Annotated in this window: 22 protein-coding genes and 1 tRNA gene; 13 read left to right on the forward strand and 10 right to left on the reverse strand. The window is 43.2% G+C overall.

Going from position 1 to position 22,297, the window contains the following annotated elements; all coding sequences use genetic code 11:
- Window positions 1–28 precede the first annotated feature (28 nt).
- A complete protein-coding gene (locus AX660_RS22130; RefSeq protein ID WP_068382254.1) occupies window positions 29–580 on the forward strand; it encodes a hypothetical protein in 552 nt (183 codons plus the stop codon).
- Complete coding sequence (locus AX660_RS22135; protein WP_082769078.1) at window positions 580–1,509, forward strand: DNA-processing protein DprA; 930 nt, start codon at window positions 580–582, stop codon at window positions 1,507–1,509. Before AX660_RS22130 ends, AX660_RS22135 begins: the two co-directional genes overlap by 1 nt.
- A gap of 331 nt (window positions 1,510–1,840) precedes the next feature.
- On the opposite strand, the gene AX660_RS22140 is transcribed toward AX660_RS22135, so the two are convergent.
- Window positions 1,841–1,917 (reverse strand) — tRNA-Arg (locus AX660_RS22140).
- A 457-nt stretch (window positions 1,918–2,374) separates the two neighbouring features.
- Between AX660_RS22140 and AX660_RS22145 the strand changes: the two genes are divergently transcribed.
- Entirely contained in the window at window positions 2,375–3,748 is a 1,374-nt protein-coding gene (locus tag AX660_RS22145) for an alkaline phosphatase PhoX (RefSeq protein WP_068382256.1), read from the forward strand.
- 50 nt (window positions 3,749–3,798) lie between these two features.
- On the opposite strand, the gene AX660_RS22150 is transcribed toward AX660_RS22145, so the two are convergent.
- The 8 genes from AX660_RS22150 to cyaY form a co-directional block, all read right to left on the reverse strand.
- Window positions 3,799–4,971 (reverse strand): heme biosynthesis HemY N-terminal domain-containing protein, encoded by a 1,173-nt coding sequence (locus AX660_RS22150; RefSeq protein ID WP_082769079.1) that lies wholly within the window; start codon window positions 4,969–4,971, stop codon window positions 3,799–3,801.
- Between the two features lie 2 nt (window positions 4,972–4,973).
- A complete protein-coding gene (locus tag AX660_RS22155) occupies window positions 4,974–6,224 on the reverse strand; it encodes a uroporphyrinogen-III C-methyltransferase (protein ID WP_068382258.1) in 1,251 nt (416 codons plus the stop codon).
- A 24-nt stretch (window positions 6,225–6,248) separates the two neighbouring features.
- Window positions 6,249–6,974, reverse strand: a complete 726-nt coding sequence (locus AX660_RS22160; protein ID WP_068382260.1) for a uroporphyrinogen-III synthase — start codon at window positions 6,972–6,974, stop codon at window positions 6,249–6,251.
- Window positions 6,975–6,976: 2 nt separating this feature from the next.
- Entirely contained in the window at window positions 6,977–7,909 is a 933-nt protein-coding gene (gene hemC / locus AX660_RS22165; RefSeq protein ID WP_068382263.1) for a hydroxymethylbilane synthase, read from the reverse strand.
- Between the two features lie 140 nt (window positions 7,910–8,049).
- Window positions 8,050–8,757, reverse strand: coding sequence for a type 2 periplasmic-binding domain-containing protein (locus AX660_RS22170; protein WP_131811852.1), 708 nt, complete (start codon window positions 8,755–8,757; stop codon window positions 8,050–8,052).
- 135 nt (window positions 8,758–8,892) lie between these two features.
- Window positions 8,893–9,288, reverse strand: a complete 396-nt coding sequence (locus AX660_RS22175) for a DUF2914 domain-containing protein (protein ID WP_068382267.1) — start codon at window positions 9,286–9,288, stop codon at window positions 8,893–8,895.
- 176 nt (window positions 9,289–9,464) lie between these two features.
- Entirely contained in the window at window positions 9,465–10,136 is a 672-nt protein-coding gene (locus AX660_RS22180) for an alpha/beta hydrolase (RefSeq protein WP_068382269.1), read from the reverse strand.
- 16 nt (window positions 10,137–10,152) lie between these two features.
- Window positions 10,153–10,473, reverse strand: coding sequence for an iron donor protein CyaY (gene cyaY, locus AX660_RS22185; protein WP_068382494.1), 321 nt, complete (start codon window positions 10,471–10,473; stop codon window positions 10,153–10,155).
- A gap of 142 nt (window positions 10,474–10,615) precedes the next feature.
- On the opposite strand from cyaY, the gene gmk reads away from it, so the two are divergent.
- The 10 genes from gmk to AX660_RS22235 all read left to right on the forward strand — a co-directional run bounded on the left by gmk (window position 10,616) and on the right by AX660_RS22235 (window position 19,638).
- Window positions 10,616–11,260 carry a guanylate kinase gene (gene gmk / locus AX660_RS22190; RefSeq protein WP_068382272.1) on the forward strand — a complete coding sequence of 215 codons (645 nt, stop codon included), beginning with the start codon at window positions 10,616–10,618 and terminating at the stop codon, window positions 11,258–11,260.
- A gap of 92 nt (window positions 11,261–11,352) precedes the next feature.
- Window positions 11,353–11,625 carry a DNA-directed RNA polymerase subunit omega gene (gene rpoZ, locus AX660_RS22195; RefSeq protein WP_068382274.1) on the forward strand — a complete coding sequence of 91 codons (273 nt, stop codon included), beginning with the start codon at window positions 11,353–11,355 and terminating at the stop codon, window positions 11,623–11,625.
- Between the two features lie 107 nt (window positions 11,626–11,732).
- Entirely contained in the window at window positions 11,733–13,862 is a 2,130-nt protein-coding gene (spoT, locus tag AX660_RS22200; protein ID WP_068382276.1) for a bifunctional GTP diphosphokinase/guanosine-3',5'-bis pyrophosphate 3'-pyrophosphohydrolase, read from the forward strand.
- A gap of 15 nt (window positions 13,863–13,877) precedes the next feature.
- Window positions 13,878–14,264 carry a RidA family protein gene (locus tag AX660_RS22205; protein ID WP_068382278.1) on the forward strand — a complete coding sequence of 129 codons (387 nt, stop codon included), beginning with the start codon at window positions 13,878–13,880 and terminating at the stop codon, window positions 14,262–14,264.
- Between the two features lie 70 nt (window positions 14,265–14,334).
- Entirely contained in the window at window positions 14,335–15,024 is a 690-nt protein-coding gene (trmH, locus tag AX660_RS22210) for a tRNA (guanosine(18)-2'-O)-methyltransferase TrmH (protein ID WP_068382496.1), read from the forward strand.
- Window positions 15,025–15,089: 65 nt separating this feature from the next.
- Window positions 15,090–15,731 (forward strand): peroxiredoxin-like family protein, encoded by a 642-nt coding sequence (locus AX660_RS22215; RefSeq protein WP_068382281.1) that lies wholly within the window; start codon window positions 15,090–15,092, stop codon window positions 15,729–15,731.
- Between the two features lie 162 nt (window positions 15,732–15,893).
- Window positions 15,894–17,969: an ATP-dependent DNA helicase RecG gene (gene recG / locus AX660_RS22220; protein ID WP_068382283.1), complete on the forward strand. Its 2,076-nt coding sequence runs from the start codon at window positions 15,894–15,896 to the stop codon at window positions 17,967–17,969.
- Window positions 17,962–18,765: a class I SAM-dependent methyltransferase gene (locus AX660_RS22225; protein ID WP_068382285.1), complete on the forward strand. Its 804-nt coding sequence runs from the start codon at window positions 17,962–17,964 to the stop codon at window positions 18,763–18,765. The genes recG and AX660_RS22225 overlap by 8 nt, the downstream gene beginning before the upstream one ends.
- A complete protein-coding gene (locus AX660_RS22230; RefSeq protein WP_068382287.1) occupies window positions 18,762–19,151 on the forward strand; it encodes a VOC family protein in 390 nt (129 codons plus the stop codon). Before AX660_RS22225 ends, AX660_RS22230 begins: the two co-directional genes overlap by 4 nt.
- A 13-nt stretch (window positions 19,152–19,164) precedes the next feature.
- The gene (locus AX660_RS22235) at window positions 19,165–19,638 is read left to right on the forward strand and encodes a peroxiredoxin (protein ID WP_068382289.1); all 474 of its coding nucleotides are present in this window, start codon (window positions 19,165–19,167) and stop codon (window positions 19,636–19,638) included.
- Window positions 19,639–19,857: 219 nt separating this feature from the next.
- On the opposite strand, the gene AX660_RS22240 is transcribed toward AX660_RS22235, so the two are convergent.
- Window positions 19,858–22,287, reverse strand: coding sequence for an ABC transporter permease (locus tag AX660_RS22240; protein ID WP_068382290.1), 2,430 nt, complete (start codon window positions 22,285–22,287; stop codon window positions 19,858–19,860).
- Window positions 22,288–22,297 lie beyond the last annotated feature (10 nt).

Here is a 22,297-nt window from a genome sequence, read left to right on the forward strand (position 1 = left end):
GTTACGGTCTTGGAACTAGGACGTTTGGATGGCTAAAGACTATAGCAGTGATAAAATCTACAAGTTATGTGATTATCCTCCGTATCGTAGGTTTGGTGAAGACAACCCTGATAGAAACAAAGATACTTATCGAATAATGGATTTAAAAAACCCATCGTCGAATAATCACCAATCCGCGATAAAACATTTCGGCACAAATTTTTCAGCAGGTTTAAAGAAACTTGTAGTCAATATAAAAACAGACAAAATTCAAGTAGCTATAGTTCCGTCATCAAAAAAAGGTAAACGTTCATCAGGACTTGAAGCTATTTTAAAAATGGTTGAAGAGGTGGCGATAATATATGATCCTTTATTCCTCGTTCGAGATGAAGACGTTCCGGCTTCACATGAAGGTGGAAATAGAAGTATAGAGAAGCATATAAATTCAATTTCAGTGAAAAAAATTCCTGACCCAAATATTCCAATGCTCATCCTAGATGATGTCACTACAACTGGAAATTCATTAGAAGCTTGTGAAAAAATACTTAAGAAGAAAGGTGTGACACTAATTTATAAAGTCGCGATAGGAAAAACAGTCTAATGTTAAGCACTATGGATTTAAAGACTCTTTTTGCTTTAGCTCTACAAAACTTTGAAGTAAAAGCTTCAGAGATTTTTCATATATTTTCCAATGTTGATTTGTCAAAAATTAAGTCTATTTCAGATATTCGAGATTTAATGAATGAATCTAATTTAGCTCTCTTTTTTCCTTCGGAAAAATCTTGGAACTATGCTCTTAATATTGATGAAGAAAATTTAAAATACAGTATCAAGTCTTATTCTATATTATCTAAAGGTTATCCAAACCATCTAAAGGCAATTGATAATCCCCCTGCAGTTTTGCACGTAAGAGGTTCTGTTGAAATACTTCAAGCTATAAAAGGAGTCGCAATTGTGGGCTCTCGAAAAACTTCAAAGGCAGGGGAAATTATAGCGCAACGTATAGCTGGTCAAGCTGTTTCAAAAGGTTGGATTGTAGTAAGTGGACTCGCACTTGGTATTGATGCTGCGGCTCACATAGGTGCTTTATCTGTAGGTGTATCTGGGGCAACAGTAGCGGTTTTAGCTCACGGTTTAGAAAAAGCTAAACCTTCAGCTAATAAAGGTATCGGAGAAGCTATTTTAGGAAATGGTGGTGCTTGGGTGTCAGAGCATCCAGTTGGAACACCTGCATTACCTGCACAGTTCGTGTCTAGAAATAGGATTCAGTTAGGGTTATCAGTAGGTTCTATTATAGTAGAGGCAGAAGAAAAAAGCGGCTCAATGACTCAGGCTAGATTTTGCATACAACAAAAAAGGCCTTTATTTGCGGTAGTACCAGAAACAATCAGTAATAGCCTCAATCTTGTGAGTTCGGGCACTCAATTGCTTGTCAAAAAGATGGGCGCTAGTCCTATAAAGTCGAAAGAAGATTACCCTAGTATGTTTGAAAGATTCGATAGACAGCAAAAAATGATGGAGTCACTGTAGACATTATCTACAAATTATTTTTCATTAAGCGAAAAATTAAAAAATTGCCTAAGTTTTAAATTCATCATAAATCAATTAAAAATTCACTTCACTAATCTTTGTGATGATTCGTCAGTCGCAAAATATTTCTGTGTACTTTGATCTTATCCTTAGGTTAGAGCGAATCCCCAATAAGGTTTTTCATATATTAGCTATTGAGAGAGGCAGACTTTAAGAAAATTGTTGATATGTAATTTAATAGGAGAGAAATTTTGAATTGCTACATATTTGCTACATGGAATTTGAAGTAAGGGGTTTTGAAGTTTAATGTTGGGCTGCAAGTCTTTAAAAATGGCGCACCCGGCGAGATTCGAACTCACGACCTCTGCCTCCGGAGGGCAGCGCTCTATCCAGCTGAGCTACGGGTGCATATTTTGAAGTTTGTCACTCTGCAGTAACAACACATTCCATGTGGGGTCATTCCAGCCAAATCATCCACGATTTGTCGTTCAGGTCTTTCGATGTGATGTTAAATCACCTCTCATCGCTTCGCGACCGAACTTCACCCAGCTGAGCTACGGGTGCATTTTGTTTCTTTGCAATGATGTCAGGGACATCACCAAAACAAAAATATCGCTAAAAACGACGGTGGTTTTTAGCGAGGGCTGATTCTAATGAAATACGGCGCTTTTTCCACTTTTATTTAGTTTTATTCTGCTGGATTCTTTTTTGATTGCTGGTTTACGTGTTGGTTGCTTGGTGAGCAGCAATATGTTTGTCATATTGCAATGTTATATCAGTCCTTTCTGAGCGTGATGCGTTTTCATCTTAGTGCTAGGTGAAACTTGCTTGGTCGTTTACACACGTTAATTTAATAGGATTTGTAATGGTTACCAGAAGACAGTTTACCCTCGGAGCAAGCGCTTTGGCGTTTGGTGGCTTAACCGCGAGCTTTTTTGGAAAAGTGAATGCGGCTGAGTTGCCGCAAACGATAACGGCTTATGGGCCGTTAGTGGCTGATCCAAACAAGATATTGGATTTGCCGGCGGGCTTTAGTTACCAAGTCATCTCGCAATTGCGTGAGAAGATGGCGGATGGTTTTACTGTGCCGGACAATGCCGATGGTATGGGGTGTTTTGCCCTTGATGATGACCGCGTGGTATTAGTGCGTAATCATGAGTTAAAACCTGAAGATTTAAACGTGGCGGCTGACGGGATTAAACAGCACAAAACAGACTTAGCATATGACCATACAAAAACTGGCGTTGCTCTGCCTGGTGGCACTAGCAATATTATTTACAACCTTAAAACCCAACAACTTGAAAGTCAGTTTTTGACTTTAGTTGGCACCATTCGTAATTGCGCTGGCGGCATTACCCCTTGGAACTCTTGGTTAAGCTGTGAAGAATCGGTGCTCACCCCCAGCGAAGGTTTGACTCAATCTCATGGTTATATTTTTGAGGTTCCAGCCTCAGCAACAGGACTAGTTAAACCTGAACCGCTTAAGGCCATGGGCCGTTTTAATCATGAGGCTGCGGCTGTCGACCCGCGTACGGGTATTGTGTATCTCACTGAAGATCGCGGTGATAGTTTGTTTTATCGTTTTATTCCTAATGTGCAGGGCAAGTTACATAAGGGGGGCAAACTGCAAGCCTTAGTGGTTAAAAATGAACAACAATACGACACGCGCAATTGGGCCGATAGTAAGATGCCGGTTCAGCAGTGGTTGGATGCCCAATGGATAGATTTAAACAACCCCGAAAGCCCTGAAGATGATTTACGTCAGCAAGGTTATGCAGCTGGTGCTGCGCTGTTTGCCCGAGGTGAAGGTATACATTGGGGTGATAACGAGCTGTATTTTTGCTGCAGCAATGGTGGTAGCAAGCAGTTAGGTCAGGTGATGCGTTATCAACCTTCTATGCATGAAGGGCAAGGTCGTGAAAATGAGCAGCCCGGCCGTTTGCAGCTGTTTTTAGAAAGTGCTGATAAATCCCTGTTTAACTTTGGCGATAATCTAACAGTTACCCCTAAGGGTCATCTTATTGTATGTGAAGATCAATATACTGAGGTGGTGGATAATCATTTACGTGGGGTTACACCGCAAGGTCAAGTTTATACCTTTGCAAAGCTACGTTTACAAACCGAATTGGCGGGAGCGTGCTTTTCGCCAGACGGCTCAATAATGTTTGTGAATCTTTATTCTCCTACCAAAACCCTCGCTATTAGAGGGCCATGGGAGAAATTCTCGTTTAATGCTTAAGCGTTTCGCTAGGGCGGCTAACAAGCTGTCCCTAGCGTAAGAAAGGGGTTTTAACCTTGTTTATCCATACTTTGTTTGTATAAGGATAAAGCTTGTTGTTGGTCGTGTTGTGATTCTTTTAGTTCGGCCATTAACCTAAGATCTTGCTGGCGGTTACCCAGTTTAATCGCGCGATTTAATGCGCGTTCAGCTAGGGCCTTATCATTGGCGTGATAGGCGAGATGTCCAAGAGCCGAGAGTAAGTCGATATTACTGTCGTCATGTTTTAACCAACCTTCGATTATTTTCATCGCCGCGCTGGGGTTAGGCAGTTTTATTTTTTTGAATAGGGGCACCAGTAAAGGGTGGGGCCCTGATTTTTGATATTCCACCAAGGCTTTTTCGGCATCGCTGTGCATGCCTTGATCAATCAATTGCTGAATATAGGCTGCTTGTTGACCAGGGTCTTTACGAGTTGAGCGCGGCAAAGATTGCCAGTTGTGCATGAGTTGCACGGCGCCTTCTTTACTGGCTATTTCGGCAAAATTGCCACTCGATGCTTGTTGAGTAAGGGGGTCATAGTCTGGCCCCAATGCTTTTTTCCAGCCTGGTAGTTTGGTTTTAAGCTCTTGCCAGTGCCCAGCATCTGCTAAGGCTTGTGCCCAAAGTTTGATGACTAGAGCTTGATGGCGTTGTTTTTCAGTCAAGTTAGTCACTATTGTCAGCGCACTATTCGCTTGTTGATGTTGCAGTGCATCACGCATAAGGCACAAATTGGCTGCCAACGACGAGCTTTCGATAGTTGCGGCTTTTTGCCACAGCAACCTAGCATTTTGTGTTTGCCCTAAGTGCACTTCTACTTGGGCGGCAGCCAGTAAATTGATGCCATCAAAATCGTCGTTTTCAATTTTTCCAAGTGCGTCTTTGGCTGCGTGGTAGTTGTTTTCAGCCAGTGCTATTAACCCTTTTCTGAATAGCGTTTGTTTTTTGCGTTGGCCGAGGTTGCCCAACCAAGAGCGTGAGCCCGAAGCGGCATTTACTGTGGCATTAATAAACCAATTAAACAGTTGTAAGCCGCTAAAAACTAAGATTGCGGAGATGGCCAATGACATCACGTTCATTTCGATGGCGTAACCGATAAACTCGATAAAGACATAACCACGATCATCAAAAATCATGGCGCCAATGACCAGAAAAATCAGCAGCAATACAAATACAAAAAGAATTCTGACAAAGCTATTCATGATCAGTGGTTCCCGTTAGTAGTACGGCCATCTAAGCGATGTTTCATCAGGTCTTGCAAAGGTGCGCTAGCAGAAAATTGCTCAGGGTAAACTCGTTCGACATCGGTATTACGCAAGCTTGCAAGGCTCTCACTAAATTGCACTACAGCGACTTTTTGCCCATCAAAATTCTCCACCACCATGTTTTGTGCATTACCTAGGGCCGCTTGAAATAACTCGGTATTGTCTTTGAGTATGGCAATCTGGGCACTTAGCAGGGTGAACTTTAACTGCTCTTTAGCTAACCACTGCTGTTGTTCAGACATGAAGGGTTTTACTTCGCTGCTGATCTTTTTAATACTGAAAAAATCTTTTAAAACCGATTCTATGTTGGCCATTAAATTACTTTGCCAATCGTCAACATTGTTGCTTAAGTTGGCCGCAGTTTCTTCATCTTCTGGGCGTTTAAAAAAGGCTAGAGGCAAGGCATCAACTTGTTGCATTAAGGCGTTGATGTTAAGTGCCACAGTGCTTGATGAAACCGGATTGATTTGCTGCAGACTTTGCATATCCATGGCTAGTTTTTCACGCACAGGTAGCAAACTGGGATCGTCTAGTTCTTGCAAACGGGTATCTGTGGCTTGCAGCATCAGCATGGCGGTTTTGACATCATGTTCAAGCCACAACTTACGCCCCGCCATTTTGAGCAGATAATCTGCTTCAGCTAAAAGCCAGTCTGTGGGGCGGCGCTCTGCGATGTCTGCTAGTTTTGCTTGGTTAAGGGCTACTTGTTGGCGGTTTTGCTCAACATCAGCAAGCAACGCTGTCAAAGTGTTCTGCAAGGCTTGGTTTTGGCTTTGCCATTCATCTTTTATGAGTTGGTTAGAATCTAAAGATTGTGTGAGTGCTGCGCGTTGTTGATTAAAACTGGTTTGCTGAGTACTGATAAATTCTTGCTGCTGCTGAAGTTGTTGTTGTTTTTGGTTTTGCCATTGCATCCAAGCCCAATATCCAGCGGCGGCTAAGGTCATCACCAGTAAAAAATTAAACAGAGTGACAAACCATAAAAATCCCGTTTTAGCTTTAGGTGCAGCACGTTGCGAAATATATTCTTCTCTTTTGGAAAAAGGAGCAGAGCTACTTTGCTTTGAGTCTGTAGGCGCAGAGGTTTTGGCGGCAGCTGAATGATCCGCCACATTTTTTGACAATTGCTCTTCTAATTCAGCAAGTTTTTGCTGATCAGACTGCTTTAATTTGTCGTGATTGTCTGCCATTCATTACTCCAATAATTGCTCGGTTCAATTTGCCGCTGACATTAGTTTTGCACTATTGATCAATGCCTGATCACTGGCGTTTTCACTGATGTTAATTTGGCTAACACCATGTTGTTTGGCGATGTCAGCCGTGCGTGGACTGACTACTATCCATAGCTTAGTCTTAAGCCATGCTGCCGAAAAAGCATTAAATGCCGCTTCAATCACTTCACCACTGGTGGCTATAATGCATTGTATTTGTTCCTCATGCCACTGGTGAGTGCTGAGTGGATTAGCGACATTTACTCTTTGATACAATTCCCATTCACTCACTTGTGCGCCTCTTGCAGTTAAGGTATCAGCGAGTAGTTCCCTGCCACCAAAACCTTTGATGATCACTAGATGTTTACCGCTAACTTGTTGCAATTGGCTTAAGGCCAGTAAACCTTCCGACCGCGCATCAGCAGGCACAGTCGTAGCAAAATTAGCTTGCTGTAATATATCAGCCGTGCTTTGCCCCACTGCAAAAAAAGCTTGATTACCAGGCCATAGCTCAGCAAGTTTAACACATTGTTGTGCTGCCACTGTGCTGGTGACTATCACTAAGGTATTAGCACTTAAGCTGGCGATTTTTTGCGGTAAAGTGGCCAATGCCTGTGGGTCGAGTTGAGTATCAATTAAGCCACAGGCTACGGCATCTAAGCCCGCAGCCTTAAATGCTGTCACACTGCTGTGACATTTTGCTTGTGGACGTAAGAGTAAAAAGCTCACATTTAACCTTGATGATGTAGGGCTTGTAAGATTTCGCCGGCACCCTGACTCAATAAACTATCGGCAACTTGTTGGCCTAGACTCAACCCATCGTTTAGGGAACCACTGGCGCTGGCATACAATAATGTCGCGCCATCGGGTGAACCAACCAAACCGCGTAAGGTGAGCTTGTTATCTTGTATTTGTGCAAAGCTACCAATAGGCACTTGGCATCCACCGTTTAAACGGGCATTCATCTCTCGCTCTGCCATCACTCGGGTAGCGGTAGGTGCATCGTTAAGTGGGGCAAGTAAGGCAATAAGTTCTGCATCATCATTGCGGCACTCTATGCCTACCGCACCTTGACCGACAGCAGGTAGGCTGATTTCAGCTGGGATCTGCTGTGTGATGCGGTCTTGCATTTTGAGCCTGATTAAACCAGCAGCGGCAAGAATAATAGCGTCGTATTCACCGGCATCTAATTTGGCCAAGCGGGTGTTTACGTTGCCGCGTAAGTCTTTAATCACGAGATCAGGACGCAATTTGCGCAGTTGGCACTGGCGGCGCAAGCTCGATGTACCCACTACTGCATTTAGCGGCAATTCACTTATTTGTGTGAATTGGTTAGACACAAAGGCATCAAAAGGATTTTCACGAGGGCAAATAGCATGTAAACCAAAACCTGCAGGAAACTCTACCGGTACATCTTTCATCGAATGCACGGCAATATCTGCTAGCCCTTCTTGCATGGCAACTTCTAATTCTTTAATAAACAAACCTTTACCGCCAATTTTGGCCAAGGGAGTATCTAGAATTTTATCGCCCTGAGTACTCATAGGCACGAGCTCAACGGTGATACCTTGATGAGCTGCTTCGAGTTGGGCTTTGACATATTCAGCCTGCCATAAAGCTAGGGCACTTTTACGAGTGGCAATGCGGATAACGCGATGGGTCATGATATTCCTTGAAGTACAATCAGTTGATTAGAGCTGACTTTCGATTTTCAGATGCTCTAACAAAGTGGGTAAAGTTTAACATTTACGCATCTAAAGGTAAGGGCAAACTGCCTTTTAATTATATTGGAGTGTAAGACTATTTACTGAACTAAAAGAGTTTCTGCTGGGATGTGGAATTCTCGCCTTGTAGCGGCTAAAAAATTGGGATTGGTGTCTAACCATCGATTAAACTGTTCAATTATTTCTGGGTACTTAATTGTTGATAATTGGTAGCTGAATACATCTTGAGGCAAGGCAACACTGTAAGTGAGTTGGTGGTCGAGACCTAAACTGTTGAGATAAAATTTTGCTACTGCAATATCCACATCAACCCCATCAACCAATCCGTTTACCAGGTGTTTCATTAATACTTTAGGGCTAGTGTCGCTAAGAATATTAATTTCGTTATTAGCAATTTCGGCTCTCCAAAGTGTCGGGTCAAAACCACTGATCATGCCTAAATTTTTGAAAAATGATTTAGGTTTTTCTTTATTTTTGAGCAGGACTATTGTGCCTGCTCTGAGGTAAACAACATCATTACTGTAATATTCGGCGCCGTTATTTTTCACATTTGGATCATGCCAGCGTTGGTTATCTGGAAATTTAAAATCGATATTGTTTTCGTGCAACCATTTCGAAAACTGTTTAACGGGGAGTGATACATAGCTAATCGTGTGACCATTATCAGTGGCAAACTTTTCGAGAATAGTTTTACTGAAAGAATTTTCATTGGAATTAAAGTCAAAATAGGGGAAATACGCAATGTCTTCAACGCCCACCACTAAATTCTGCGCGTGAAGAGATGTCATACTTAAAAACGCCGTAGTGTTCAGTAAGTAAACTAAATACATAGATAATGAAGAGAAAAATTTAGCGTTTCTCAACTGTCACACCCGTAGTGTGCAGAATTTTTCTGAGTTGATGTAGATACTAAGTAAAGCACTTTAAGGCTCAATGACCACGGTAAAATCATGACTGAGCAACTCTAAATCACCATACCAAATTTGTACTTGCCAATCGCCAGGCCAGTAACTGGGCAGTATTTTACTGGAATAAGTGCGCCAATTATCACTGCCGATATTCAGGGTGACAGCGGCTTTTTCACTGCCCTGATAAAGCCATCTGTGGGTAATTTGCTGGTTGGCTAAGTGGGTGATTTGAGTGAAAAAATAGACTTTTTTGAGCTCCCCTTCTTTAACCGTGATGACATTGCCTAAATCACTGGCGGGTTCTCGTTGTTCTATTATGTCAGTTAACTGGCTGCGCTCAACTTGCGCTGAGCTCCAAGAGGAAAATCCAATACTGATCAATGTGGTAATTATAAGGGCTGACTTTTTCATTACTCTTCCTGCTATGGCAGTGCAAAAAGGAGATATAAGTTGACATTAGACTTGTTCTTTTTACAACACAAAAAAGCTCTCTTGGGCTTAATTAATAGCTGATGAAGCCTAAAAGTCCAGTCCTAATGCTGGCGTTATAGTGGAGGGCAATGACTAAATCCACCTCGTCATGCAGGCTACGCTAATCTTAGTTGTAACCACTTAGAAATATCATTGAGCTCCTGCATACATACATTGTGCTGCATCTGATATTCATGCCACTCCACCGGATATTTATTAGCGCTTAAAACCTGAGAGGCAGCATGACCCATAAACATCGGTACAACGTCATCATGTTGGCCATGAGCGACAAATATCGGGGTGTTTTGATTGGCTGAATGAGCTTCGTTTGTGAGTTTTTCGGGCTCACTCATGTAGCTAGATAAAGACATAATCCCAGCGAGTGTGTGCTCAATACGAGTACCTAAGTGCAAGGCAATCACACCACCTTGGGAGAAACCCGCTAAGACAATCTTATTGGCCGGTATACCGTTGGCGATTTCAGTCTCGATAAGTTGCTGAACTAAATCAGCTGACTCTTTAACACCTTTGCTATCCGCGCGATTATTAAAGTCCATGCTGACAATGTCATACCACGCGCGCATGCTCATGCCGTTATTAATGGTCACAGGTCGAACCGGTGCATGAGGGAAAACAAAACGCACAGCCAAAGCGTCGGGAATTTTTAAGTCAGGCACTATAGGAGCAAAACCATTGCCTGAGTCACCTAAACCATGCAACCAGATCACAGCCGCTTGCGCTTTTTGTTTAGGATTCACTTCCACATAAGGTAAAGGCTGTGTTGTCATTTAGCTGTTCTCGTTACTATTTGCTAAGGATTAGGGTTTGACCCGCTTGTTTACTGGCTGCATCGTTTAAAAAAGACCAGAATTCGACGCCAGTTCGTTCGTCGATCCACAGGCCATCTTCTTGATAATTAAAATGATGCCCATTAAATTTAGTGGCAACCCAAAGCTGCAATAAAGGCGGTTGTTTATTAATAATAATTTTACTGTGATCAGGGAAAATCATGGTCAAAATACTACTGGCAGATTCGTAGTCAATATCGACTTCGCAGTTATCTAGCATTTCTTCAATATCGATCAACAGATCGTCTACCATCTGATGATATTGGCTTTCGTTCATAAAGGCTTCCAGTTGCATTAGGCTTTTGTAATGAATGAGGCTAGGCTAAGCAAACAATTGGCTCGCTTAGCTAAGAATTCTTCAACAATATGCTAACATTGCAAACTTCTATCGACACTTACTTTATGAAACTAAAAATACTATGGCTCATACCTTAGGTAATTTATTTATTTTAGCGGCCCCTTCTGGTGCTGGAAAATCAAGTTTAATCAAAGCTTTATTGCAAAAACATGCTGAAACAGGACCGCATAATAATGTCATGCAAGTGTCGGTTTCTCACACTACTCGTGCGCCTAGACCCGGCGAAGTGGATGGTGTGCATTATCATTTTGTAGATCGTGATGCCTTTCAGGCGCTGATCAAACAAGAAGCCTTTTTTGAATGGGCAGAAGTGTTTGGTAATTATTACGGCACCTCTAAAATTGTGATCGAACAAACCTTAAAACAAGGTATTGATGTATTTTTAGACATCGACTGGCAAGGGGCACGCCAAGTTAAAGCGCAAATACCAGATACCGCTACGATATTTGTGGCGCCTCCATCAAAAACCGAATTATTACGCCGTTTAACCGAACGTGGCCAGGACTCGCCCGACGTTATAGACAAACGTATGACTCAGGCCGTTGATGAGATTTCTCATTATCACGAGTTTGATTATGTGGTAGTTAATGATGATTTTGCAGCCGCGCTGGCCGAGTTAGATGCCATTGTGACCTCACGGCGTTTACGCAAAGAAAAACAAATTATGCGCTATGATCAGCTTTTTAAGGATCTATTAAGCGAATAACAGTCGATCTTGGATCAAATAGCTTTCAAACCGTTGCGTAAATCAGTACACTATGCGACCTTTTTTTCAATTAACACTTAAGAGAAATCACCATGGCTCGCGTAACAGTTGAAGATGCTGTAAATAAAATAGGCAATCGATTTGATTTGGTTTTGGTGGCAGCTCGTCGTGCTCGTCAAATTGCGATTGAAGGAAAAGACCCTTTAGTACCTAGAGGCTCAGATAAACCAACGGTTATCGCTTTGCGCGAAATCGAGCAAGGTTTAGTCAACGCTGAAACGTTGGCGGCACAAAGCATCCGTGATCAACGTGATCAGGATCGTGTTGAATTTGCTTCAGTAGCAAACATCCTTTCTGAGCATTAATTCTTATTTTTTTAAGCATGGCTAAACATCTTATGTGTTTAGCCGTTGGCTTGTTAGCAAAATCCCCGTATTCTTGGACTATTCATCACTAACTAAAAGCGTAAGCCGTGTATCTGTTTGAGGGGCTAAAGCAAAAACTTGAAGCTTATCTGCCATCTGACAAGGTTGCGGATGTTCAACGAGCGTTTTTAGTTGCCAGAGATGCACATAGCGGACAAATGCGCTCTAGCGGTGATCCCTATATTACCCATCCGGTTGCTGTAGCCAGTATCTTGGCCGATATGCGCCTTGATCACGAAACCCTGATGGCAGCGTTGCTGCATGATGTTATTGAAGATACTCACCACGATAAAGAAGGCTTGAGTGCTCAGTTTGGCAACACCGTTGGCGAATTGGTTGAAGGTGTAAGCAAGCTCGAAAAAATTCAATTTAGTAGTACTCAAGAAGCTCAAGCAGAAAATTTTCGTAAAATGATCATGGCTATGGTCAAAGATATCCGAGTGATATTGATTAAGTTGGCCGATCGTACCCACAATATGCGCACCCTAGGATCTTTACGTCCTGATAAACGCCGCCGTATAGCTCGTGAAACCCTCGATATTTATTCGCCTATTGCCCATCGTTTAGGTATTCATGATATTAAAAATGAGCTCGAAGACTTAGGTTTTCAGGCCATGTATCCTCTTCGTTATAGAGCATTAAAGGGCGCAGTAAAACAAGCTCGTGGCAATCGTAAAGAAGTTATCGAAAATACCCGCAAAGAAGTTGAAACTCGTTTAGCCGCAGCAGGCATTGAAGCCTTGACCACAGGCCGTGAAAAACATTTGTATTCCATTTATCGTAAGATGAAAAACAAGGAGTTAATGTTTAACGAGGTCATGGATATTTATGCGTTTAGGGTAGTCGTTAATAGTGTTGATAACTGTTATCGCGCCTTAGGTGCCATGCACGGTTTGTATAAACCCATTGAAAGCCGCTTTAAAGATTATATCGCTATCCCCCGTACCAATGGTTATCAATCCTTGCATACTTCTTTGATTGGCCCCCATGGTATTCCGGTCGAGATCCAAATTCGTACTCAAGCCATGGATCAAATGGCAGATAAAGGCGTAGCTGCCCATTGGTTGTATAAAGATTCCGATGATACTAGTGATACCACGGCTCAGGTTAGAGCACGTAAGTGGATGCAATCACTGATTGAATTGCAACAAAGTGCTAGTTCATCATTTGAGTTTATCGAAAACGTTAAAACCGATCTCTTCCCTGACGAAATATATGTCTTTACCCCAGATGGGCGCATTATTGAGTTGCCGATGGGTGCCACTGCCGTGGACTTTGCTTATGCGGTGCATACCGATGTGGGGAATTCATGTGTGGGTGTTAAAGTTGAACGTCGTACTTATTCTTTGAGTAAACCCTTAGAAAATGGTCAAACTGTTGAAATCATTACTTCGCCACGGGCTAAACCTAATGCTAACTGGTTGAATTTTGTGGTCAGTGCAAGGGCACGTTCGCATATTCGCCACTACCTTAAAAATCAACGTTCTGAAGAGGCGGTGGTGATGGGTAGCCGTTTGCTGCGCCATGCCTTAGGTAGCGTTAAATTAGATGATATCCCGGTGCATGAGATTGAGCGGGTAGTGCTCGAAACTAAACACAATAATTTTGATGCTTTACTGGCAGACATTGGTTTGGGTAATGAACTCAGTGCCATAGTCGCGCGCCGTTTAATCGGTGATACGCCTGAACTGTCAGACAAACAGTTAAAAGTAGCCATAAAAGGTACCGAAGGTTTATTGGTGTCTTATTCTCGCTGCTGTCATCCGATCCCTGATGATCCCATCGTGGCTATTTTGAGCCCAGGGCGCGGCATGGTTATTCATCAAAATGGGTGCAGTAATATTCGTAAACTGAGTAAAGAGGAGCCTCACAGGGTATTAGTGATGCAGTGGGGGACTAATGTTAGTGGTGAGTTTAATGCGGCTTTACGTATAGAATTGATCAACCATCAAGGCACCCTCGCCACCCTGACTAATACGGTTGCCAGCTGTGGCTCAAATATTATTGGTCTGCAAACAGAAGAAAAAGAAAGTAATATTTACTATATTGATATCGAGTTAACCACCAAAAACCGACTGCAACTCGCAAACGTTATGCGCAGAATTCGGATTATGCCAGAAGTCCAGCGGGTTTCACGGCATAGTCAAAGCAAACATAACAAGTCTCCTAACGCTTAATTTAAAAGGTAATTTATGTCTAAGTCTGTAATTCATACTGATCAGGCGCCACAAGCTATTGGCACCTATAGCCAAGCCATTAAAAGTGGTACTACTGTGTACTTGTCAGGTCAAATCCCTTTAGTACCAGAAACCATGAATATGGTATCTGAAGATTTTGCTGAGCAAGCTCATCAGGTATTTAAAAATATCCAAGCCGTTTGTGAAGCTGCGGGTGGTACCACAGCGGATCTGGCTAAAGTGAATATCTTTTTGACTGACTTGGGCAAGTTTGCCATCGTCAACGAAGTGATGAGCCAGTATATTAAACAGCCTTATCCGGCCCGTGCTGCGGTGCAAGTCAGCGCATTGCCACGTGGTGCCCAGATTGAAATTGATGGCGTGATGGAACTACCGGAATAAGCACCCGAATAAGCTCCCTGAGTTAACTTAAGTGCTCCGTTCAAAAACTAACACCGCAGCCGCCAGTAGCATGTCGGCCGAGCGTTATCAGCGTATCTCAACCTTTGCTGATCTACGTCAGGCTGACTTAACCGTATGCCTTGAGCAAGTACATAAACCCCATAATGTCTCAGCGGTATTACGCAGTTGTGATGCTGTGGGTATTCATACTGTGCATGCGGTTGCTACCGACGAAAACGTAATGCGTAAAGATACTGCCATGGGCGCTGAAGACTGGGTCTTTACTCAGCGACATGGCTCAATCCAAGCCGCGGTCGAACATTTTCATCAACAAAAAATGCAGGTGCTAGTTACGCATCTGGATGATGAAGCGGTAGATTTTCGTGAGATAGATTACACACTTCCTACCGCTATTATCCTCGGCCAAGAAAAGTTTGGCGCTACGCCAGAAGCTCTGGCCTTGGCAGACAAAAAAATTATTATCCCCATGGTTGGCATGGTGCAATCCCTCAATGTCTCAGTGGCGGCTGCGCTGGTTTTGTACGAAGCCCAGCGCCAGCGTCAGCAAGCCGGTTTATACCAGCGCAATCAACTGAGTTTTGAACAAAGACAGATTTTGTTATTTAAAGGCGGCTTTCCGCGTTTATATGCCTTGTGTGAAAAAAAAGGCATTGGCCACCCGCCTATAGATGAAAGTGGCAAAATAGTTGCCGGGCCAGAATGGTGGCAACAATTGCAATTTAGTGAAAAGCATAAATAAATCGAAAGTATCTAATCAAGGCGCGGGTCTACTCAGGCAAACCCACTTCATATAATGAGAACTTCATGAAAAACCGTTTATTACTTAATTTATGTACTGGCCTAACACTAGCATTGTTATCTTTACCTGGCTTGGCCCTTGATCGCACTAAAATTGCTGATGATGCCGCTAACGTTACGCCCTTACTTATTGGCCAAACTGCGCCGAACAGCACCTTAAAAACCGTGGATGATGCACCCGTTAGCTTAAAAGCCCTTACTATGGAAAAACCCACAGTACTGATTTTCTATCGTGGTGGTTGGTGCCCTTATTGTAATCGCCAGTTAGCTGGACTAAAGGATATTGAAGCTGAACTCGATGCCCTAGGTTATCAAATAATCGCTATTTCGCCTGAAACCCCAGCGCAATTGCAAAGCCAAAAGCTGCAAGAAAAATTCACTGTTCGTTTATTATCTGATGCTTCGCTAAGTGCTATCAGTGGTTTTGGTATTGGTTTTTATGTGGCCGATGACACCACGGCAAACTACAAATCCAAGTGGGACATTGATTTAAATAAACAAGACAATAGCGGTAAAGCCGTATTGCCAGCCCCTGCGGTATTTATTTTGGATAAAAATGCTAAGGTAAAATTCAGTTTTGTAAATCCGGATTTCAAAGAGCGTTTATCTCCTGAGTTATTATTGTCAGCGGCTAAACTGGTACTGTAACTATATTTGCTGAGCTCGTTAAAGAGCTCAGCGTTTAGCCTCGTTTTGTTGCCTAAACCACTGTGCTGAAACTCGCATTTTCAAACATTTACGGTATATTATGCCGCTCAGTTCACCAGTTGGCGTACACATCGATACGCCAGACAAGACCATTAGGACAACATGCGAGGATTAGCAACGACGCCGGTTACCGAACTTAAAGGAGTAGGCGCTAAAGTCGCTGAAAACCTGACTAAGTTGGGGATCTTGAGTGTTCAGGATTTGTTATTCCATCTACCCCATCGCTATGAAGATCGCACCCGCATTTATGCCATCAGTAATTTACAGCCTTTTATAAGCACTAATATTCAGGGCGAAATCACCTCTTGTGATGTGCAGTTTGGCCGTAAACGTATGTTAATTGTGCGCGTCAGTGATGGCACAGGCACGGTGACCTTACGATTTTTTCATTTTAGTGCAGCGCAAAAAAACAACTTAGAGCTGGGCAAGACCATCCGCTGTTTTGGCGAGATCAAAGCCGGTAAGTTTGGTTTTGAAATTCTCCATCCTGAATACAAAGTGGTTGATGTGGATAGTCAGGTGCCAGTGCAAGAATCCCTTACGCCGGTTTACCCTGCTACCGAAGGTATCAAACAACTCACCTTACGCAGCCTGACCGAACAAGCTTTAGTGCTGTTACGTAAAGGTGGTTTAGCTGAGCTCTTGCCCGAAGGTTTGTATCAGCAACAAATTAGTTTGCACGATGCTTTGCAATTGGTACACCGTCCGCCACCGGATGTGACTTTGACCTTGTTAGAGCAAGGTAAACACCCCGCTCAGCAGCGTTTGGTGCTCGAAGAATTACTTGCCCACCATTTAAGTGTATTAAAGGTGCGTCAGCAAAGTCAGCAGCAGCGCAGTTTTGCGATTAAACCGGCTGGTGATCTACTGACTCAATTTTTGGCTCAGTTGCCGTTTAAACCGACTGGTGCCCAGAGTCGGGTACTCAATGATATACAACAAGATATGCAGTTAAATCGGCCCATGATGCGTTTAGTGCAGGGTGATGTAGGCTCGGGTAAAACCCTAGTCGCAGTGATGGCGGCATTATCTGCCATTAACGCTGGTCATCAGGTTGCTTTAATGGCACCCACAGAATTGTTAGCCGAGCAACATGCCAATAACTTTCGCCAATGGCTTAATCCCCTTGGCATCGAGGTAGGTTGGTTAGCGGGCAAGCTTAAAGCAAAAGTACGTGAGCAGGCGCTTACTTCTTTGCAATCAGGTGAAACACAAATGCTGGTCGGTACTCATGCAATATTTCAGGAGGCTGTGCAATTTTCCAATCTAGCCCTAGTGATAGTGGATGAGCAGCATAGATTTGGTGTACATCAGCGTTTGGCGCTGCGTGAAAAAGGTGAAGCACAAGGGGCTTTTCCCCATCAATTGATTATGACTGCTACGCCTATTCCACGTACCTTGGCAATGACGGCCTATGCTGATCTAGATACCTCGATCATAGACGAGCTTCCACCTGGGCGCACGCCAGTTAAAACCGTGGTGCTGCCAGATACTCGCCGTGAAGAAGTGATACTCAGAGTGCGTAATGCGGTGGTTGAGCTTAATCGACAAGTCTATTGGGTGTGCACCCTGATTGAAGAGTCTGAGTTTTTACAAAGTCAGGCCGCTGAAGATACCGCAGTGATTTTGACCACCCTGTTGCCAGAACTTAGAGTCGGTTTAGTGCATGGCCGCCTGAAAGCCGATGAAAAACAGCAGATCATGGCGGAGTTTAAAGCAGGTAATCTGGATTTATTAGTGGCGACAACTGTGATAGAAGTCGGCGTCGATGTACCCAATGCCAGCTTAATGATCATCGAAAATCCTGAACGTTTAGGACTGGCTCAACTTCATCAGTTACGCGGGCGAGTAGGGCGTGGCTCGGTAGAAAGCCACTGTGTGCTGATGTACCAAAGCCCTTTATCTAAAACTGCGGCTAAACGTTTAGCGGTATTACGGGAATCTAATGACGGCTTTTATATCGCCCAGCAAGATCTCGAAATACGTGGTCCGGGTGAATTACTCGGCACCAAACAAACTGGTTTGGCGGATTTAAAAATTGCCGATCTTATTCGTGATGCCGAATTGATCCCCCAGGTACAAGAACTGGCTCAGCATTTGTGGCAACATTATCCTGCCAATGCCCAAGCTATTATTAATCGTTGGTTAGCTCATAAAGAACATTACGGTCATGCTTGATATTCATAATCGCACCACTCCTGTTACCGTGCCGCAAGGTGCCAGCGTGGCTTTGCTGAGCAAAGCCCAACAAACGGCTGAATACTGGGGTTTGCCTTTTGTTGCCAACGCGACTCAAGGACTGGTGTTGTTGCAAAGCGAACAACACTTGGCGCTTAAACAACTCGACGAACCCAAAGTAGGCGAAGTGCTGGTCGACTTTGCCTCCGACGCCCTGACCTTTAGGCGTTTACACGGAGGTGGTAAAAAAGAAGCCATTGCCAAGGCCGTGGGCTTAAAAGGCCAAGTAGGTTTAAAAGTCTTAGATGCGACAGCGGGCTTAGGCCGTGATGCTTTTGTCTTAGCCAGTTTGGGCTGTAAGTTACAGTTAATCGAACGTTCACCGGTAGTGGCGGCTTTGTTGGCTGATGGGATTGAACGAGCTAAGCAAAGCGGTGAACTGGCCTCTTGGTTGCCCCAGTCTATGATTTTGCAACACGGCATTGCGATTGAGCTAATGAATGATTGGCAAGCTGAGCGCCCCGATGTGGTGTATTTAGATCCCATGTTCCCCCATCGTAAAAAATCAGCCTTAGTTAAAAAAGAAATGCGTTTGTTTCAGCAATTGCTAGGCCCAGATGAAGATGCCGACCTATTATTAAAACCGGCTTTGGCCTTAGCCTTAAAACGCGTGGTCGTTAAACGCCCAGCAGACGCGCCCTATCTGGCAGGCCTTAAACCACAAATAGAGATGCAAGGCAAAGCCAACCGGTTTGATATTTACCTCATTGTAAGTCACAAGGAGGACGCATCATGATGATCAGCAACGTCAGTGTATTGGTTGCTAACTACGATCGTGACATTGATTTTTATGTCAATAAGTTGGGGTTTAAGCTCTTATGTGACGTACCTGTAACAAGTGAGCAACGCTGGATCCGAGTTGCGCCACAACATAATGCATCAACTAGTGCTTTAGTATTAACCTTGGCCAATCAACAACAGCAGCACCTAATTGGCAAACAAGCTGGAGAAGGTGTTTTTCTGTTTTTGCAAAGTGAAGATTTTTGGACTGATTATCAAGGTATGCAAACCGCTGGCGTGGAATTTTTAGAGCAGCCCAGAGAAGAGATTTACGCTACCGTGGTTATGTTTCGCGATGGTGAAGGCAATAAGTGGGATTTATTACAGCCCAAAAACAATTAATGTGGAGAATAAGATGATTAAAACTGGTGATACCTTACCCGAAGTAACCTTTAGTTTACGTAAAGATGGCATTAGCTCTAACCCCACCACAGCTGACATTTTTGCTGGCAAAAAAGTAGTGGTTTTTGCGGTGCCAGGAGCTTTTACGCCAACCTGTTCTGAAGCCCATTTACCTGGCTATGTAAGCTTATTTGATAAATTTCAAGCTAAGGGCATTGATAGTGTTGTCTGTACCTCGGTGAATGATGCCTTTGTTATGGCTGCGTGGGGCGATGCCCATAATGCCGAACACCTCATTATGCTGGCCGATGGTGGCGCTGAATTTGCCAGCGCCATAGGTTTAGCCAAACAAACCGCAACTTTTGGTGGTTTACGCTCGGTGCGTTACGCCATGTTAGTTGACGATGGTGTGGTCAAGGTGCTTAACATAGAAGCCCCAGGCAAGTTTGAAGTCAGTACTGCTGAGATGATGTTAGCTTTGGTATAAAGATGTGCGGATAAGATTGCGGCTAACAAAGTAGTAACCTGTCATGGTTGAGTAAGACATATAATTATCTTACCAAAATTAACATGTAATACTCGCTTGTAAACCCGACAGTCTTTAGCAAAAAGCCCAGCAAATAATGACTGGGCTTTTTCATTCAAGCGCCTTGATTATGTGCTTTTAAATTCTCGCTGAGTGTACATTTATTTAATGGAGTTGGTATTACTCCCCTCTTAATAATGTACTGATTGGTTTAGAGAAATACTGGCGTAAAGGTAAATAGGCCGCGCCCAGTGCTACTATGCTTATCATTGCCAAGGTTATTGCAAACATGAGGATGAGGTAATAAGACAGATATTCCTGCAATACCTCGCTAAAACCAATAAACAGCCCGAGTAAAATGATAATGCCTAAAATGATTCCCAATGAAATGGCACCTACATTATCTTTAACCATAAGTTTGAATATAGCATTGCGTTTAGCGCCAATGGCTAAGCGAGTGGCGATTTCAGTTTTACGCATTTGCGTGCTGTAACTTAAAATTCCGTACAAACCCACTGCGGCGAGTAACAGGGTTAATAAGGCTAAAGCCCCCGTGGTACTTGCCATAATAATTTGTGGAAACAAATACTGTAAATGTAAGTCATGTAAGTTCACGTAATCCCAGACTGTCCATTTAGGGTCGATTTTTTTGAGCAGTTCACCAATGCGTTCTCGCGATAAATGTTGCTTAGGATGTAGTTTAATTAAGAAACCGGTGCTTCCTTCTCTCATTGGTAAATTAAACTTACCTTGAACCGTTTTGTGCCAAGGCAACTGGGCGTTTTGTACAATACCAATAATAGTTATTGGTATTTTACCGAAGTAGATTTGGCTATTGAGAACCTCAGTATTTGGATTAATAGCACTGATCTGTGCAGCGAGCTCTGCATTAATCACCACTACCTGAGCTTTGGCCTGCAAGTCTGTCTTAGTAAATTCCCGTCCTTGCAATAGCGGTTGCTCAAGCAAACTAAAATAGTCATTGCCGATCATATTTGCGCTGGTGACAATGGGGTCTTCATGGCCGACAAGAGTGAATGTTGCATCTTCTCGCGCATTAAATGGAGGATTAGACTGTGTAGCCATTTGTACTTCAGGTTGCTCCGCGAGCTGATTGATTAACTCATTGATAATAGGTTGTACCTGTTCAGCTGGAGGCCTTGGTCGACCAGAATAAGACAGTCCTAGTGAATAACTATTTTCGGTATTAAAGCCCAGTGGCTGAGTCATCGTAATCGCGGCTTCACGAAATAAGCTGGTATTAACCAATATCAATACTGTGGCTATGGCAACTTGGCTGACAATCAAAATTTGCCGAACTCGTTTAGATACTTGAACTTGTGTGCCTTTACCGCCACTTTGCAGGGCAGTATTTAAGGCGCGATAATTGATCATATTGCTGCTAATACGGGCAAATATAAAGGCCAAAGAAAGAGCTATAACAATGGCCGCAATGAGCATAAATCCGTTTAACGATAACTCCGTGACACGTGGAAATATAGCGGTAAAAAAACGATGTATCAGTTCAAATCCGCCCAAGGCGATACCCATAGCCAGCATAATTGACAAGCTCATTAACAATAATGATTCAGCAAAAAGTGTGGTAAATAAATGGGATTTTTTGGCCCCCAAAGCGGCAAAGATGGCCAGTTGTTGTTTTTTCTCGGCGGTGCGCGACATAAACAAATTAGTGACGTTAGCACAAGCAATAACTACTAAGCCGACAATGCCGATCAGCAATAAATAAATCATCGACTGGCTATCGCTCAATATAATGTCTTTAAGTGAAGTCAATGTCACAGACGTTTGTGAGTTTTTGAAATGGGGATGACTCGTGGTGTTTTGTTGCCATGTCTCATTTAATAACATACTGAGTTTTTGCTCGGCTTGCTGGTGCGAAATACTTGGCTGTAATTTACCCACCAATATATAGCCACTAATCAGCGCTGCCCAATTATCCCGTAGATCACGACGAAAGTTATAATCCCATGTCAACCATGCATCAGATTCATAACCGATATATGAAATAGCGGGTTCGGCAAAGGATTCAGCTAAAACGCCAATGATGCGGTAAGTTACCCCACTAAAAGTCACACTTTGCGACAAAATATCTTGGCGTAAATCGAATTCGTTTTTCCAGGTTTTATAACTGATGACAGTCACAGGATTAAAACTGTCGATAGCTTCAGTTTGTTCAAAGCCGCGGCCAATGGCATATCTAGCGCCCATCATCGGGAAAAATTCAGGCATGGCAAATGAAACTTTCATCGCTGGGGTATGAGCTAAAGACGATTCAACGTCATTGCTATTTATTACCACCGCGGAGGTGCTAAATACATCTTGGCGTTGATATAAACCCATCAATCCCGGATAGCTATAGAGCCCTTCTAGTGGTTTTCTTTGCTCTACATTTACGGTGGAGTCAACCCGAAATAAACGCTCTGCATCGGGATAAGGTAAGGGCTTAAAAAGAATGACATAAGCAAGGGTTAATACACACAACAGGGCACCTAAAGTAAGACCCATAGTAATAATGACGCTACTAACAAAGCTGGGCTTTTTCTTTAGATTGTGCCAGGCGAACTTAATCTGTATCAGCAAGTTATTCACAATATCATCC

This window comes from Paraglaciecola hydrolytica (assembly GCF_001565895.1).
Lineage (GTDB): Bacteria > Pseudomonadota > Gammaproteobacteria > Enterobacterales > Alteromonadaceae > Paraglaciecola > Paraglaciecola hydrolytica.

What these genes read in the sequence shown, in the direction of transcription:
- AX660_RS22130 (WP_068382254.1), top strand. Translation starts at nt 29, where the DNA reads ATGGCTAAAGACTATAGCAGTGATAAAATCTACAAGTTATGTGATTAT.
- AX660_RS22135 (WP_082769078.1), top strand. Translation starts at nt 580, where the DNA reads ATGTTAAGCACTATGGATTTAAAGACTCTTTTTGCTTTAGCTCTACAA.
- AX660_RS22145 (WP_068382256.1), top strand. Translation starts at nt 2,375, where the DNA reads ATGGTTACCAGAAGACAGTTTACCCTCGGAGCAAGCGCTTTGGCGTTT.
- AX660_RS22150 (WP_082769079.1), bottom strand. Translation starts at nt 4,971, where the DNA reads ATGAATAGCTTTGTCAGAATTCTTTTTGTATTTGTATTGCTGCTGATT.
- AX660_RS22155 (WP_068382258.1), bottom strand. Translation starts at nt 6,224, where the DNA reads ATGGCAGACAATCACGACAAATTAAAGCAGTCTGATCAGCAAAAACTT.
- hemC (WP_068382263.1), bottom strand. Translation starts at nt 7,909, where the DNA reads ATGACCCATCGCGTTATCCGCATTGCCACTCGTAAAAGTGCCCTAGCT.
- AX660_RS22170 (WP_131811852.1), bottom strand. Translation starts at nt 8,757, where the DNA reads ATGACATCTCTTCACGCGCAGAATTTAGTGGTGGGCGTTGAAGACATT.
- AX660_RS22175 (WP_068382267.1), bottom strand. Translation starts at nt 9,288, where the DNA reads ATGAAAAAGTCAGCCCTTATAATTACCACATTGATCAGTATTGGATTT.
- AX660_RS22180 (WP_068382269.1), bottom strand. Translation starts at nt 10,136, where the DNA reads ATGACAACACAGCCTTTACCTTATGTGGAAGTGAATCCTAAACAAAAA.
- cyaY (WP_068382494.1), bottom strand. Translation starts at nt 10,473, where the DNA reads ATGAACGAAAGCCAATATCATCAGATGGTAGACGATCTGTTGATCGAT.
- gmk (WP_068382272.1), top strand. Translation starts at nt 10,616, where the DNA reads ATGGCTCATACCTTAGGTAATTTATTTATTTTAGCGGCCCCTTCTGGT.
- rpoZ (WP_068382274.1), top strand. Translation starts at nt 11,353, where the DNA reads ATGGCTCGCGTAACAGTTGAAGATGCTGTAAATAAAATAGGCAATCGA.
- AX660_RS22205 (WP_068382278.1), top strand. Translation starts at nt 13,878, where the DNA reads ATGTCTAAGTCTGTAATTCATACTGATCAGGCGCCACAAGCTATTGGC.
- trmH (WP_068382496.1), top strand. Translation starts at nt 14,335, where the DNA reads ATGTCGGCCGAGCGTTATCAGCGTATCTCAACCTTTGCTGATCTACGT.
- AX660_RS22215 (WP_068382281.1), top strand. Translation starts at nt 15,090, where the DNA reads ATGAAAAACCGTTTATTACTTAATTTATGTACTGGCCTAACACTAGCA.
- recG (WP_068382283.1), top strand. Translation starts at nt 15,894, where the DNA reads ATGCGAGGATTAGCAACGACGCCGGTTACCGAACTTAAAGGAGTAGGC.
- AX660_RS22225 (WP_068382285.1), top strand. Translation starts at nt 17,962, where the DNA reads ATGCTTGATATTCATAATCGCACCACTCCTGTTACCGTGCCGCAAGGT.
- AX660_RS22230 (WP_068382287.1), top strand. Translation starts at nt 18,762, where the DNA reads ATGATGATCAGCAACGTCAGTGTATTGGTTGCTAACTACGATCGTGAC.
- AX660_RS22235 (WP_068382289.1), top strand. Translation starts at nt 19,165, where the DNA reads ATGATTAAAACTGGTGATACCTTACCCGAAGTAACCTTTAGTTTACGT.